This is a genomic window from Plantactinospora sp. DSM 117369 (assembly GCF_053764795.1).
In genome coordinates, this window is sequence record NZ_CM132446.1 from 566,781 (window position 1) to 581,236 (window position 14,456).

Consider the following 14,456-nt stretch of genomic DNA (forward strand, 5'->3'; position numbering starts at 1 on the left):
GCATCTGAAGATCGACAAACGTCAATGCATAGCTCCGTGAATCCGAGGCCGGTGCCCGACAGGGCAAACACATAACCCGAGGAGGTTCCGTGAGTATCACCGAAACCCGGCGGAGACACCGTCGTGGTCTCCTGATCTCGACCGGCGCCGCGCTCGCCGCGGTCGCCCTCGCGGTCGGGATGGGCGCCACCGCCCAGGCCGCGACGCTCTTCTCCGACGACTTCGAGGACGGCAATTCCAGCGGCTGGACCACGTCCGGCGGCTCCTGGTCAGTGGCGACCGACGGCAGCCGGGTCTACCAGCAGGGTGGTAGCAGCAGCGACGCCCGGGCGCTGGCCGGCACCACGAGCTGGAGCAACTACACCGTGCAGACCCGGGTCAAGCCGACCTCGTTCAACGGCTCGAACCGGTTCGTCGCGGTGCTGGCCCGGGTGCAGAGCAACACCAGCTACTACTACCTGGCGCTACGCAGCAACAACACCGTCGAGCTGAAGCGGCTCTCCAACGGCTCCGCGACCACACTGGACACCGCCAGCGTGACGGTCGGGCTGAACAACTGGTACACGCTCCGGCTGGACGTCTCGGGCAGCTCGCTGCGCGGGTACGTCAACGGCACGCTGCTCACCGAGGGCACCGACAGCCAGTACGCCGCCGGCCGGGTCGGGGTGGCCACCTTCAACGCCACCGCCAACTTCGACGACGTACTGGTCAGCGACAGCGTGAGCACGCCGACTACCCCGCCGACCGGTGGCCCGACCACCACCCCGCCGCCGACCGGCAACCCCGGGACCAACGTGGCCGACGGCTGGGCCGGGGTCAACGCGCTCGGCCAGAACGGCACCACCGGTGGCGCGGGCGGCCCGACCGTCACCGTCACCTCGGCGGCGCAGTTCGTCACCGAGGCGGCCTCGGCCGGGCCGAAGATCATCCAGGTCAACGGGATGATCGACCTGCCCGGCCCGATGCACGAGGTCAGCTCGGACAAGACGATCGTCGGAATCGGCGCCAACTCCGGCTTCACCGGCGGCGGCCTCAACATCGGCCTGCCGATCGACAACGGCATCACCTCGCCGCCGTCGAACGCGGTACACAACGTCATCCTGCGGAACCTCAACTTCCGCAACTGGGACGACGACGCGGTGAACGTGCAGATGTTCTCGCACCACATCTGGATCGACCACAACACCTGGACGACCGGTGCCGACGGCGGCGTCGACGTCAAGCGCGGCTCGTCGTACGTGACGATCTCGTACAACCATGCGGACGGCACCGACAAGAACATGCTGCTCGGGCACGACGACGGCAACGCCGCTCAGGACGTCGGCTATCTGAAGGTCAGCTACCACCACAACTTCTTCGACAACACCAACCAGCGCAACCCCCGGGTGCGCTTCGGCGACCAGGTGCACGTCTACAACAACTACTACCTGAACACCGGCAACTACGGTGTGGCGTCAACGGAGAACGCCGGCGTGATCGTCGAGGGCAACTACTTCGAGAACGTCGACGACCCCTACCACCTCGGTGAGGGGGACTCCGGGGACGGCCGGCTGGTGGCCCGGAACAACTGTCTGATCAACTCGGGCGCCGGCCAGACCGGCGGCAGCGTCAGCAACCCGCCGTACCCGTACACCGTGCAGACCGCCTGCGACATGAAGGCCGTGGTCTCCGCGCAGGCCGGCGTGGGCCGGGTCGGGCTGCCCGGCGGGCCGACCACGAACCCGACGACGCCCCCGCCCACCACCCCGCCGCCCACGACGCCGCCGCCGACCACCGGCCCGCCGCAGACCGGACTGGTCGGCTGGGCCGCCCAGGCCGGTGGCACCACCGGTGGTGCGGGTGGATCCACGGTCACCGTGACGAGTTTCGCCGACTTCCGGACCCAGGCGCAGGCATCGGGGGCCAGGACCATCCTGGTCAACGGCATGCTCAGCGGCTCGGGCACGGTGGAGATCACCGCGAACAAGACGATCCGGGGCGTCGGCGCGAACTCCGGCGTCTCCGGCACCACCCTCAACATCGAGGACATGGAGCCGGCCAACGTGATCATCCAGAACATGAACATCCGTGGCGTGCCCGGCGGGGACGCGATCCAGATCGAGAACGCCACGCACATCTGGATCGACCACAACACGCTGTCCAGCACCATCGAGGACGACCCCGACCACTACGACGGCATGATCGACATCACCCACGCCGGTGACTACATCACGGTGTCGTGGAACGTCGTCCGCAACCACTGGAAGACCTCGCTGGTCGGGCACTCCGACGGCAACTCCGGCGAGGACGTGGGTCACCTGCGGATCACGTACCACCACAACTGGTTCGACCGGACCTTCGAGCGCAGCCCCCGGGTGCGCTTCGGCGAGACGGTGCACGTCTTCAACAACTACTACTCCAACGTCAACAACAACGCCGACTCCTACGCCATCGCCTCCACGATGAACGCCGGGGTACTCGTCGAAGCCAACGTCTTCGAGAACGTGCAGCAGGCGTGCTGGTCGGCGAGCGGGTACGCGGACTCCGATCCCGGACGACTGGTGGCCCGGGACAACTCGCTGACCAACTCCGGCCCGTGCGAGGTCAACGGCTCGGTGGCCCCGGTCCCGTACGGCTACACCGCCGACAACGTCGGCACGGTCAAGGCATCCGTCACCGCGGGTGCGGGCGCGGGCAAGATCTGACCTCGCCGCACATCAGGCGCAGGTAGCGGGCCGGCGACCGGCATCGGTCGGTCGCCGGCACCCGCTACGTGACCTGACCAGGGCTTCGCCGGCGTCGCCCGGCACCGCGCGCTGGCGGGAGGTCCGTGGAAAACGATCGGGGCGGTCGCTTCTGAGGAGAAGCGACCGCCCCGACGCGGTGTGGTCCGGCCGGATCAGATCCGGTTGCCGGTCACGGCGTGGAACGCGTGGTTCCGACCGGTACGCGGCTTGACGTAGACGGTGTCACCCATGTTCGGCATGTGCCGGCGGTCGGTACGCACCACGAACCGCTCCGAGGTGCCGTCGATCGCGGCGTGGCCGTAGACGTTCGCGTCCGAGCCCAGGTCCTCGACCAGCTCGACGACGAGGGCGAGGCCGCCCTCGGTCTCCGAGACCAGGTCGCAGTCCTCCGGACGGAAGCCGACGGTCACCTTGCCGTTGCCGCCCTCGGCCTTGGCCGCGGCGATCTGCTCCCGGGTCAGCGGGATGGCCAGATCGGCGAACATCGCACCGTTGTCGGTCAGCGGCACGGTCTTGATGTTCATGGCGGGGGAGCCCATGAAGCCGGCGACGAAGACGTTGGCCGGGGTGTCGTAGAGCTCACGCGGGGTGTCGACCTGCTGGAGTACGCCGTCCAGCATGACCGCCACCCGGTGACCCATGGTCATCGCCTCGACCTGGTCGTGCGTCACGTAGACGGTGGTGACGCCGAGCTTGGCCTGGAGCGTCGCGATCTGGGTACGGGTCTGCACCCGGAGCTTGGCGTCCAGGTTGGACAGCGGCTCGTCCATCAGGAAGACCTGGGGCTCGCGGACGATCGCCCGGCCCATCGCGACCCGCTGGCGCTGACCACCGGAGAGCGCCTTGGGCTTGCGGCTGAGGTAGTCCTCCAGCTGGAGCAGGGCGGCCGCTTCCTTGACCCGCCGGTCGATCTCCGACTTCGAGGTCTTCCGGAGCTTCAGCGCGAACGCCATGTTCTCGTAGACGGTCATGTGCGGGTAGAGCGCGTAGTTCTGGAAGACCATCGCGATGTCGCGGGCCTTCGGCGGCAGGTGGGTGACGTCCCGGGTGTCGATGTAGATCGAGCCGTCGTCGACGTCTTCCAGCCCGGCGAGCATCCGCAGGCTGGTGGACTTGCCGCAGCCGGAGGGGCCGACCAGGACGAGGAACTCGCCGTCGCCGATCTCCAGGTCGAGGTGGTCGACCGCTGGGCGCTCCGTACCCGGGTAGATCCGGGTGGCTTTCGAGTAGGTGACCGTAGCCATGGTGCAGCGCTTCCTTTCACCGGCAGGAACGTGCCGGACGATCCGAGTGAAAGAGCGACCGGCGCGTTGCCGCACCGGTCCGTGGAAGGCATCCGGGCAGCCGTGGGCAGCTCGGGTGTCATCCGCGTCACGCCACGGTAAACGGGTTTTTCTCACATGCCAAGGTCGGGGGCCTTTCCTGGGATGTATCTGACGAACATTTCGGGCATCTGGGCATGCTCCACCACCAAGCGCGTGGGGTGCCGGCCGGTGTCGGGTATCGGAATCGGTGCCGCCCATGGTAGGAGGGCATCTGTGGCTATGCTGACCACGAACATGCGCCCCTGTAGCTCAGTTGGCCAGAGCACTCGCCTTGTAAGCGAGTGGTCGTCGGTTCGAGTCCGACCGGGGGCTCCAATACCCTCCCGCCAGTGCCAGGCTCATTGCGTCGGCCCATGCGGCGGTGATCCGGCGGGCGATGTCGTAGGCACCCTGGCGCGGGTCTGTGGCGTCGGGTCGACGACGCAGGCGGCGATCTGCCGTGGTCCCTCGGGCGTCACCACCGAGAGGGTCAGCAGGGTCGTACCGATGGGGCAGGTCGGGCCGGGCGGACCCGGCTCGCCCGTCGGCCCGGCGGGTCCCTCTGGACCGGCGGGACCCGCCGGCCCGTCCGGCCCGGTGGCGCCCGGCTCGCCGTTCGGGCCGATGGGGCCGGGAGCACCGGCCGGACCGGGATCGCCCGGCGGTCCGGGCTCGCCGGGCGGACCTGGGTCACCGGGTCTACCGTCCCGACCGGGCAGGCCCGGTGGCCCGGGTGGACCCTCCGGACCGGCCGGGCCCTGTGCACCACGCAGGTCGGCGGGGTCGACGACGCACTCGCCGCCGAGTTGGCGTACCTGCTGGCAGAGCTGTTCGGCGCCGGAGACGGCGGTCGCCGCCCGGCGCTGCTCCACGGCGGCCTGCCGGTCGAGCCGGGCCCAGGCCCAGCCGCCCGTCGCCGCGATCAACGCGGTCGCCACCACCACGATGACGAACCGCCGTCGGATGCGCCGGTCCATCCGACGGCGGAAGATCTCCGTCTCCTCGGTCATGCCGCCCTACCTCCCATAGAGAGCCCGACGGTGGTGTTCGTACGGGCCTCCCCGCCGCGCCGAGACCTCGTCGGGGTCATACCGAGCCGTTCGGGCGGTAGCGGTGCAACTCGCGTTCGACGAGGGCGAGCGCGTCCTCGGCGGCCCGCCGCGCCCGGCGGGCCTCGTCCACGGCCTGTTGCAGCCCTTCCGCCCGCTGTTCGGCCGCGTCGGTCCGGCGTGCGGCGTCGTCCGCGCGCTTCTCGGCCCGGTCGATCGCCTCCTGGTACTCCTTGCGATCGGCCCGGTTGGCATTGAGCAGGTACGCCACGATCATGACGAGCAGGCCCCCGACACCGACGGCACCGAAGCCGCCGGTGGAGAGGAGATTTGCCACTTCACCCACACGTCAGCTCGCCGGGCTGCCCAGTTTCGCCGCCAGCTCCGCCGCCCGATCGCCGAACGCGGTCTTCAGGGCGGCCGCGACGCTGTCCATGTCGCGCTGGCCGAGCCCGGCCAGTACGCCGTCGACGATGGCCTTCTCGTCGGTCGTGTCCCGGCCGACGGCGTCGAGCAGGACAGCCTGGTTGACGGTCAACTGCTGGACCCGGGCCAGCAACTGCTGGATTCCGGTGTCGGCCATCACCTTGGTCTTGGTACGGGTTGCGATCTTGTCGATCGTCGCGTCGTCCACGTCTTCCTCCGTCGGGTCTCCGAGCGCGATCGCCAGGATCCGCTCCATCACGCGTCTGTTGGCGCAGGAGCGCCGGTCGAGGGTCAGGTGCCAGTGCCACAGGTGGCTGGAATCGCTGCTCGCGGCCCGGTTCCGGACGTTGTCCCAGCCGTCGACGACCTTGTCGCCGTCGACGTTGCCGTAGAACTCGCGTACCTCTTCGAGATGGCCGGCGCGCAGGGCGGCGTAGAGCCGTTTGCACTGCGCGACCATCTGGCCGGCCGACCCCGGCGTGAAGTCGACCCCGGCGATGTGTCGCTGTTGGACGGCGGTCAGCCCGGACTGCACCGTGTACGTCCGGGAGGTGCAGTACCGGGACTTGCGGATCCATTCCTGGGAGCGGTGGGCGCCGCGCAGGTGGTTGTGGTCACCCTTGGTACCGAAGGCGCCCCGGGGACGTTTGGTACGTCGGCACAGTTCGTCGCCGAGCCAGTCCAGCTCCGGGGTGATGATCTCCCGACCCCACCATGCTTCAGCCTGCAATTGCGCATAGGTCGCCATCGGACCTGCCTATTGTGAATACTTCTCTAAAATGGGGCGATTCAGATCAGTATTGATATTTGTCGCGAGTTACCACGCTGCGGAAGAAACAGTCGTCAACCCGACAGTGTCGTACCGGGACACGCTCTGACCGGCGCATTCACGAACACCTGCCGGAGCGCGGGCGGGCGCATACCATCGGCTCCGATGCCACCGGCCGGGGAGCGCGGATGACCAGGTACCTGATCGTGGGCGGCGGGATCCTCGGGCTCGCGGTGGCGTACCGGCTGCGCACCGACCGGCCCCGGGACACGGTGACCGTGCTGGAGAAGGAGTCCGGCTGGGCCGCGCACCAGACCGGTCACAACTCGGGCGTGATCCACGCCGGGGTCTACTACAAGCCGGGGAGTCTCAAGGCGACGCTGTGCCGGGCCGGCAGTGCCTCGATGGTGCGGTTCTGCGCCGAGCAGGAGTTGCCGTACGAGGTCTGCGGCAAGCTGATCGTCGCCGCCGAGGCCGCCGAACTTCCCCGACTGCACGCACTGCACGAGCGGGCGGTCGCCAACGGGTTGCCGGTCGCCCTGCTCAACGCGATCGAGGCGGCTGAGTACGAGCCGCACGTCGCCGCCGTCGCCGCGCTGCGGGTCGCCTCGACCGGGATCGTCGACTTCGGCGCGGTCTGCCGGCGGCTCGCCGAACTCCTCGCCGAAAGCGGTGCCGAGCTGCGCCGGAACACCAGGGTCACCGGGATCCACGGCCGGGCCGGCGGTGTGGTGGTGAGCACCAGTGCGGGCGAGGTGACCGGCGACGTACTGGTGAACTGCGCCGGGCTGCACGCCGACCGGATAGCCCGGCTGGCCGGCATCGACCCGCCGGCCCGGATCGTGCCGTTCCGGGGCGAGTACTACGAGCTGGTTCCCGAGCGGCGGAAGCTGGTGCGTGGACTGATCTATCCGGTGCCCGACCCGCAGTTCCCGTTCCTCGGCGTACACCTGACGCGCATGATCGACGGGACCGTGCACGCCGGCCCGAACGCGGTGCTCGCCACCGCGCGGGAGGGGTACTCGTGGCGCCGGTTCGATCCGCGCGACGTCTGGGAGCAGGTCGGCTACTCCGGCCTGTGGGCGCTGGCCCGCCGGCACTACCGGTACGGGCTGACCGAGGTGACCCGGTCACTGTCCCGGAAGCGGTTCGCGGCCAGCCTGGGGCGGCTGGTGCCGGAGCTGACCGAGGCCGACATCGTCCCGGCCGGCGCCGGGGTACGCGCCCAGGCCGTACGCCCGGACGGCGGCCTGGTGGACGACTTCCTGATCGTGGAGGCGGAGCGGCAGGTGCACGTGCTCAACGCGCCGTCCCCGGCCGCGACCAGCTCGTTCGAGATCGCCCGGCACATCGTCGACCGGCTTCCCGCCGACCGCTGACGGGGTGCCCGGCACCGGTCACCGCCCCACCGGTCGCCGAGTGCCCACTGGCCATCACCGTCCGTCACCGGATTGGGCGATGGCGATCGTCGGCCCGTGCCGGTGACACTGGCCTAATGGACCGCCCCGGTGTCGCCATCCTGCTGGTCGGAGTGGCGTTCGGCCTGTTCGTGGGCACCGCGTACGCGGTGGCCCGGCGGGCCTGGGTGGACTACCGCAAGACCAGGGCCAGCCTGTCCGGGCTCCGGAAGACCGCGTGGACGGTGACCCGGATCGCCACCAGCCGTGCTGGCATCGTGCTGCTGATCTGCCTGGCCGCCGTCGGCTGGGCCGCCGTCGGCGGCGAACACTGACCGAAGTGGCCGGCGCACAGGCCGACGGCGGGTGCCGGCCGGGCGGGCTGCCGCTGCTCGCCGGTCCCGGTCTCGTCAAACTTCCCTCCGCCGTGCTGCCCCCGCAGGACGGCCTTCGGGCCGGCTCGGCCGGGTCGACCGCCGGGGCTGCGTGATCTGGTCTCCATATCCTCGACCCGGCGGCCGACGCGGCACCGAACCCCCCGCTGCGGCGGGAGACGGCGGGACGGCGCCGGGTCAGGGCCGGCGTGGGCGGCGGGCCAGCAGGCCGCGCCGGGGGATGGTCCGGACGGGTTCGGTGGCGGCGCCGGCACGCCGGAGGATGTGGTTGGCGGCGAGTATCCCGGTCAGGGCGGCCCGCTCCAGCAGCGCGCTGGGCAACTCGGTGCGGATGCCGTCGCCGGCCAGATAGAGCCGGTCCGCGTCGGTGAGCACGCCGGGGCGGTCGGCCGAGCAGCCCGGCCGGAACGCCGGGGCCCGCCGCTCGACCAGGCAGCGCAGGTCGCGTACCGGCAGGCCGGCGACCTCCGGCCAGAGCCCGACCAGTTCGGCGTGCATCCGCCGGGCCAGCTCCGGCGCGGGTACGCCGTCCGGGCAGGCGTACGCGTGCAGCTCCAGCACCGCACCGCCGGTCCGGGCGGCCCAGTCGCGTGCCTGCGCCTCCAGCCGGTGGTAGAGGGTCACCGAGTCCAGGGTGGGTTGCCGGGATACCCCGCTGAACACCGCCCGGTCGGCGGCGACGTCGCCGGCCAGCCAGTACCGGGCAACCGCGTACGGCGGGCCGGTGCCGAGCCGGGCCACCTGTCCAGCGAGTACGGGGGCCCGGGCGGCCAGCTCCGGCGAACCGGCCAGCAGCGCGGTCAGGGCCGGCGGGTCCACGGCCAGTACGAGGTCGCGGGCCCGGTGCTGGTCCCCGGTGCCGGTCTCCAGCCGCCAGCCGTCGCCGTCGGGCAGCACCGCCGTCACCGGCCGCCCGAGAAGGATCCGGGCACCGTGCCGGCGCAGGTGACCGGCGAGCGGTCGCCAGATCGCCGACTCGTAGTCCCGGTCCGGTGCGTCGAAGCCGAGCCCCTCCGGGTTGCCGAGGAAATAGAAGTGGAAGTTGGCGACCAGTTCGGCGGCGGAGAGGTCGGCCTCGTGGTTGAAGAACGAGTGCGAGAAGACCTCGAAGAGCATCGCCCGGGCCCGGTCCGGCAACCGCAACGCGTCGAGCAGCTCCTCGGCGGTGGTGTGGTCGAGTTCGGCGTACGTGCGTCGGGGGTGGTAGGCCAGCAGCGGCAGGGCCGACCGGCCGTCCAGCCGGCGCAGGTCCCGCAGCCGCAGGCTCGGACTGCGGGCCAGCAGCGCGAACAGGCTCCACGGCGGCCTCGCCGGCAGCCGGGCGAAGTCCTCGGCTGGCCAGTCGGCGTGCAGCACCGGATAACCGGGTACCGGCCGGAGCAGGGTGAGCGCCGGATCGATCCGGCGCAGGATCGCGCGCAGGTTGTGGTACTGCCGGAAGAAGGCGTGGAAACCGTGGTCGACCGGTGCGACCGTGCCGTCGGTCAGCGTCTCGGGCCGGGTGTCCAGCCGCCCGCCGAGCCGGGGTCGGGCCTCCAGCACGGTGACCCGGACACCGCGCTCGGCGAGCACGACCGCCGCCGAGATCCCGGCGACGCCGCCACCCACCACCAGCGCGTCCGTGTCGTGCCGCACCCGCCGCGGGGACCGTCCCATCAGGACTGTCCGGACGGCGGAGGCGGCGGCCGGCAGCCCGGTGGGCGGTCGGAGGAGGGCCAGACGTACGGCACCTCCGGCACCTCGCCGAAGATCGGTCCATAGTGCACCGGATTCTTGCGCAGCAGTGCCGAGCGGTGGCTCAGGTGCAGGTCCTCCCGGCCGATCCAGGGCGGCAGCTCACCGGCGGCGGCCAGCTCGTCCTGCCGGCGTACCCGGGTCAGGCCGCAGCCGGCGGCGAGGTCGGCGACGAGCGTGCCGGCGCAGGTGTCGGCCCGGCCGGTCGAGACCCACTCGGCGCAGACGTCCAGGCCGTACCGGACCAGCGCCTCCTCGTAGCCGGCCCACATCTTCACCGCCGGGTGGTGCCGCCAGCCGTAGCCGGGGCGGACCAGGCCGCGCAGCACCTGGATCGCCTCGACCCGCTGCTTGCCCAGCCGGCGCTGGTCCAGGCTCCGGGCGGTCTGCCCGAAGTCCGGATATGGCAGGAAGGTCTGCACCGGGGTGCACTACCCGTGACCGCAGCTTCCATTCTTCGACACGCTGGGTGATTGGGCTGCCCCGTCCGGTTTCCGGGCGGCTCCCGAGCACTGATCACAGTGACTACCATCCGGGCATGGCGGATCTCTGGCGGACCCGGGCCCGGCGCGCTTTCGAGACCCGGTTGCGGGACGGCCTGCGGACCAACGGGGACCACCGCCCGCACTACGTGGTGTGCGGCCAGGACGCCCTCGCGGTCCACCTCGTCAGCGAGTTGCTGGGCAACGATCCGCAGAGCAGCGGCGTACGGGTGACCGTTATCGTGCCGTATCGCCGCCGGCCGGACGGGCCGGACATCCGGTCGATCCGGGGCGTCCGGGTGATCCAGTCGGACCGGCTCGACGAGGAGACGTTCAAGACGGCCGGGCTGGTCGGGGCGACCGGTCTGGCGCTGCTGCACCAGGACGACGTGGGCAACATCCACGCGGCCCTCTGCGCCCAGGAGGTCGAACCGGACCTCCGGGTGGTGCTGCGGATGTTCAACATGAGCCTCGGCAACGGCATCCGCCAGCTCTTCCCGAACAGCGCCGTACTCTCCGACGCCTCGATGGCCGCGCCCGCGTTCGTCGCGGCGGCGCTCGGCGAGGTCGCACCGTCGTACTTCCGGCACGGCGGCCGTACCCTCTTCGTCGCGCCCCGCGCCGAGGTCCGGCCGGAGCAGGTGGTCTGCGGCCTGGCCGACACCCGGGACCCGCACCACCCGGTGGTGCTGCCCGCCGATCCGGCGGACGCCGACCTGGTACTCGCCGAGGCGGTCGGCCAGGTCGGCACCGAGCAGGCCACCCGGCGGCGGCTGCTGCGCACTCAGCGGCCGGGGCGGCGCCGCACCTCGGTACTGCTCCGGGCGGTGCGCTCGTTCGCCACCCGAAAGATCGGGATGGCCACCATCGCGGTGCTGATCGTGGTGGTGGTGCTCGGCTTCCTGCTCTCCTTCGCCGAGGACACCAGCATCGGAAACGCGATCTACCTGACGATGGTGACCACTATCGTCGGCGCCGATCCGGACGTGCACAAGGGCGCGGCGGCCCAGGTCCTCCAGGTGGTGCTGAACCTGGCCGGATTGGCGCTGATCCCGCTGATCACCGCTGCGGTGGTGGACGGGATCGTCAAGGCCCGGCTGGCGCTGGATGCCGGCCTGCTGCCGAGCGAGCGCAACGGGCACGTCGTGGTGGTCGGCCTGGGCAACGTCGGTACCCGGGTGATGTGGCAGCTCAACGACCTCGGCGTCGAGGTGGTCGCCATCGACAAGGACCCGGAGGCCCGGGGCGCGGCGGTCGCCCGGCGGCTGAACATCCCGCTGATCGTCGGGGACGCCGCCCGGGAGGAGACCCTGGACACCGCCTCGGTGGGTACCGCCCAGGCCCTGGTGGTGGTCTCCACCGACGACGTGACCAACCTCCAGGCGGCGCTGAACGCCCGGGCGCTCCGGGCTGACCTGCGGGTGGTGCTGCGGCTCTTCGACGGCGACTTCGCGCAGCGGATCCAGAAGACCTTCCGGATCGGGGTGTCCCGCAGCGTCTCCTACCTCGCCGCGCCGTCGTTCTCGGCGGCCCTGCTCAACCGGGCGGTGATCGCGACCATCCCGGTGGCCCGGCACGCGCTGCTGGTCGCGGAGGTGCCGATCGCGCCCGGCGCGGCACTGGCCGGGCAGGAACTCCGGGTGGTCAGCCAGGCGGAGTGGGTCCGGGTGATCGCGCTGACCGGTGCCGGCCAGCGGCGCTCCGAGTGGTCCCCGCCGCCGGGGCACCAGCTCCGGCCCGGGGACGTGTTGACCGTGGTGGTCCGGCGGGCCGGACTGAACCGGCTGCTCAGAGAGGCGAGTACCCCGCTGCCACCGCCGCCCGAGCAGAGTGGGGGACCGGCGGGCCGGTCGGGTGAACCGGCGGGCCGGTCGTCGGACCCGAGCCGGCCCAGCCGGCGGACCGTACCCCGGCAGTCCGGCCAGCCGGGGCGGGCGGGCAGCCGGGGTCAGCCGGGTCGTCCGGCTCGGCGGAGCCAGCCGAGTCCGCCACCGGCCCGCCGGCCCGATCCCCCGCACTAGACCCCGGTGATCCTGAGGGTCAGCTCACCTCGATGCCGAGTACGGCTTGCTCGTCGGGGCGGTGCACCAGCTCGTCGGCGAGGAACGACTGCACGGCCGGGGCCAGCCCGACGTCCCGGCCGGCCCGTTCGGAGAGCCGCCAGCGGTGCTCGATGACCTGCACGAAGAGTTCGGCCGGTTCGAGCTTTCCGCGCAGGTGTGCCGGCACCGCCCGGACCACCGGTTCGAAGACCTCGGTCAGCCAGCGGTGCGCCGCCTGTTGCTCGTCGGTGAGGTCGCTCTCGGCCCGGTAGGTGTCCAGGTCGTTGAGGAGCCGCCGGGCCTGGTTCTCCTCGGCGTCCAGCCCGGTCAGCCGGAGCAGCCGGCGGCTGTGGTAGCCGGCGTCGACCACCTTGGGCCGGACCAGGTAGCGGCCGTTGTCCACCACCGACATCGCCACCTCGGCGACGTCGAAGCCGAGTTCGTTGAGCCGGCGGATCCGGCCCTCGATGTCGTGCCGGGCCTCCTGCTCGATCTGCTGCTCATAGGTGATCTCGTGCCACAGCCGCTGGTAGCGCTGGACCACCTCCTCGCAGACGACCTCCGGGTCGATCGAGGGGTGCAGCAGCCCGGCGGCCTCCAGGTCCAGCGCCTCGCCGAAGATGTTGACCCGGGCGATCTCCAGGTCCTCGTCCCGCTGCCCGTTGGACAGCCGGGGGTGCAGCGCGCCGGTCTCGGCGTCGACCAGATAGGCGGCGAACGCACCGGCGTCCCGCCGGAACAGGGTGTTGGACAGCGAGCAGTCGCCCCAGAAGAAGCCGGTCAGGTGCATCCGGACGATCAGCGCGGCCAGCGCGTCGAGCAGCCGGTTCAGCGTCTCGGGACGCAGCGTGTGCGAGAAGAGCGCCCGGTAGGGAAGGGAGAACTGGAGGTGCCGGGTGATCAGCACCGGGTCGAGCGGCTCGCCCCGCTCGTCCTGCCGGTCAGCGACGATCGCGACCGCCTGCACGGACGGGAAGTCGATCCGCTCCAGCGAGCGGAGCAGGTCGTACTCCCGCTCGGCCACCCGTTCGCCGGTCTCCTTGACCGCGTACACGGTGCCGGCGAGGCGGACGAATCGCACGATATGCCGGGAAATTCCCTGAGGTAGCGCCACCAACTGGTCGGCGGGCCACTGCTCCAGCGGAGTCGACCAGGGAAGGTCGAGCAGCGCCGGGTCGACGAGGGCCGAGGTGATCCGCACGGCACCAAGCATGCCGGTCCGGGCCGCCGCGCGCCGCCTCACGTGTGCGGGCACACATCGCCGGCCGTCACGGCGCGTCAGTGGACGGAAACCGGCCGGCCGCCGTCCTGCGCCGGCTTTGGAGCGCCGGCCCGGTAGCGTGGTCGGGTATGCGGGAGACCACGACGGTACGCCGACCGCTGCGGCTGCGCCCCGTCCGTCCGGCCGGCTGGTGGCTGGACGGCGTACTGGTCGCGGCGGTGGTCGCGTTGACCGGCGCGCTCGCCGCCGGCCAGTTGCTCGGGCTCGACCTGGCGGTGCGGGACTGGGTCGACGCGCACCGGCCGGGGCCGGCGTACTGGGTGGCCCGGGTCTTCAACTCGCTGGGCCAGGGCGGCTGGTTCCTGATGCCGATCGCGTTCGGGCTGGCGGTGCTGGTCGGCTGGCGTACCCGGTCGGTCCGACCGCTGCTGGTGCCGATCGGCGCGTTCGTGCTGACCTCGTTCACCATCGGCCCGCTGAAGCTGTGGCTGGACCGGGGCTATCCGCACAACTTCGCGCTGGCGCACCCGGAGAAGCTGTTCAGCGACCCGGTGGACGGCACGGCGTACCCGTCGGGGCATGTGGCGAACGCCATCGTCTGGTACGCGGCGATCGCGCTGCTGCTCGGCGCGCTGCTGCGTACGCTCGGCCGGCCCGACGCCCCGCCCGGGCTGTACGCCGTGATCCGGCTGGCGCCCCCGGTCATCGTCTTCTGCACCACCACCTACCTGGGCTGGCACTGGATCACCGACTCGGTCGCCGGGCTGCTGCTCGGGCTCTTCCTCGGCCGGCTGCTCGGCCGGGTGCCGTGGGACGACGTACCGCTGCCGGCCCTGCCCGGTGGGGTGCATCGACGCGGAGTGTTCACCGACGACCTCTAGGTTGTTCCCACTTTCGCCGGTTTCGCCGT

At 71.3% G+C, this 14,456-nt stretch carries 13 protein-coding genes and 1 tRNA gene; 7 read left to right on the forward strand and 7 right to left on the reverse strand.

The window, feature by feature from the left end; translation table 11 throughout:
* Positions 1-89 precede the first annotated feature (89 nt).
* A complete protein-coding gene (locus ACSMXO_RS02615; protein ID WP_455416573.1) occupies positions 90-2,684 on the forward strand; it encodes a pectate lyase family protein in 2,595 nt (864 codons plus the stop codon).
* A 194-nt stretch (positions 2,685-2,878) separates the two neighbouring features.
* On the opposite strand, the gene ACSMXO_RS02620 is transcribed toward ACSMXO_RS02615, so the two are convergent.
* The gene (locus ACSMXO_RS02620) at positions 2,879-3,970 is read right to left on the reverse strand and encodes an ABC transporter ATP-binding protein (protein ID WP_346261606.1); all 1,092 of its coding nucleotides are present in this window, start codon (positions 3,968-3,970) and stop codon (positions 2,879-2,881) included.
* Between the two features lie 319 nt (positions 3,971-4,289).
* Here ACSMXO_RS02620 and ACSMXO_RS02625 point away from each other — a divergent pair.
* Positions 4,290-4,366 (forward strand) — tRNA-Thr (locus ACSMXO_RS02625).
* A gap of 23 nt (positions 4,367-4,389) precedes the next feature.
* Here the strand turns inward: ACSMXO_RS02625 and ACSMXO_RS02630 are convergent.
* The 3 genes from ACSMXO_RS02630 to ACSMXO_RS02640 form a co-directional block, all read right to left on the reverse strand.
* On the reverse strand, positions 4,390-5,040 hold the full coding sequence (locus ACSMXO_RS02630; RefSeq protein ID WP_455416574.1) for a hypothetical protein: 651 nt from the start codon (positions 5,038-5,040) through the stop codon (positions 4,390-4,392).
* Between the two features lie 76 nt (positions 5,041-5,116).
* On the reverse strand, positions 5,117-5,416 hold the full coding sequence (locus ACSMXO_RS02635) for a hypothetical protein (protein WP_455416575.1): 300 nt from the start codon (positions 5,414-5,416) through the stop codon (positions 5,117-5,119).
* A gap of 12 nt (positions 5,417-5,428) precedes the next feature.
* Positions 5,429-6,253, reverse strand: coding sequence for a hypothetical protein (locus tag ACSMXO_RS02640; protein WP_455416576.1), 825 nt, complete (start codon positions 6,251-6,253; stop codon positions 5,429-5,431).
* Positions 6,254-6,462: 209 nt separating this feature from the next.
* On the opposite strand from ACSMXO_RS02640, the gene lhgO reads away from it, so the two are divergent.
* The 3 genes from lhgO (at position 6,463) to ACSMXO_RS02655 (ending at position 8,161) form a co-directional block, all read left to right on the forward strand.
* Positions 6,463-7,653, forward strand: a complete 1,191-nt coding sequence (lhgO, locus tag ACSMXO_RS02645) for an L-2-hydroxyglutarate oxidase (protein WP_346261595.1) — start codon at positions 6,463-6,465, stop codon at positions 7,651-7,653.
* Positions 7,654-7,769: 116 nt separating this feature from the next.
* Positions 7,770-8,006: a hypothetical protein gene (locus ACSMXO_RS02650; RefSeq protein ID WP_455416577.1), complete on the forward strand. Its 237-nt coding sequence runs from the start codon at positions 7,770-7,772 to the stop codon at positions 8,004-8,006.
* 5 nt (positions 8,007-8,011) lie between these two features.
* Positions 8,012-8,161: a hypothetical protein gene (locus ACSMXO_RS02655; protein WP_455416578.1), complete on the forward strand. Its 150-nt coding sequence runs from the start codon at positions 8,012-8,014 to the stop codon at positions 8,159-8,161.
* An 82-nt stretch (positions 8,162-8,243) separates the two neighbouring features.
* On the opposite strand, the gene ACSMXO_RS02660 is transcribed toward ACSMXO_RS02655, so the two are convergent.
* Complete coding sequence (locus ACSMXO_RS02660; RefSeq protein ID WP_455416579.1) at positions 8,244-9,722, reverse strand: FAD-dependent oxidoreductase; 1,479 nt, start codon at positions 9,720-9,722, stop codon at positions 8,244-8,246.
* Positions 9,722-10,222, reverse strand: coding sequence for an MSMEG_6728 family protein (locus tag ACSMXO_RS02665; protein WP_455416580.1), 501 nt, complete (start codon positions 10,220-10,222; stop codon positions 9,722-9,724). The genes ACSMXO_RS02660 and ACSMXO_RS02665 overlap by 1 nt, the downstream gene beginning before the upstream one ends.
* A gap of 116 nt (positions 10,223-10,338) precedes the next feature.
* Here ACSMXO_RS02665 and ACSMXO_RS02670 point away from each other — a divergent pair, with 116 nt between their 5' ends.
* Positions 10,339-12,303 (forward strand): NAD-binding protein, encoded by a 1,965-nt coding sequence (locus tag ACSMXO_RS02670; RefSeq protein ID WP_455416581.1) that lies wholly within the window; start codon positions 10,339-10,341, stop codon positions 12,301-12,303.
* Between the two features lie 19 nt (positions 12,304-12,322).
* On the opposite strand, the gene ACSMXO_RS02675 is transcribed toward ACSMXO_RS02670, so the two are convergent.
* The gene (locus ACSMXO_RS02675; RefSeq protein WP_455416582.1) at positions 12,323-13,579 is read right to left on the reverse strand and encodes a DUF4032 domain-containing protein; all 1,257 of its coding nucleotides are present in this window, start codon (positions 13,577-13,579) and stop codon (positions 12,323-12,325) included.
* A 95-nt stretch (positions 13,580-13,674) separates the two neighbouring features.
* Here ACSMXO_RS02675 and ACSMXO_RS02680 point away from each other — a divergent pair, with 95 nt between their 5' ends.
* Entirely contained in the window at positions 13,675-14,427 is a 753-nt protein-coding gene (locus tag ACSMXO_RS02680; RefSeq protein ID WP_455416583.1) for a phosphatase PAP2 family protein, read from the forward strand.
* Positions 14,428-14,456 lie beyond the last annotated feature (29 nt).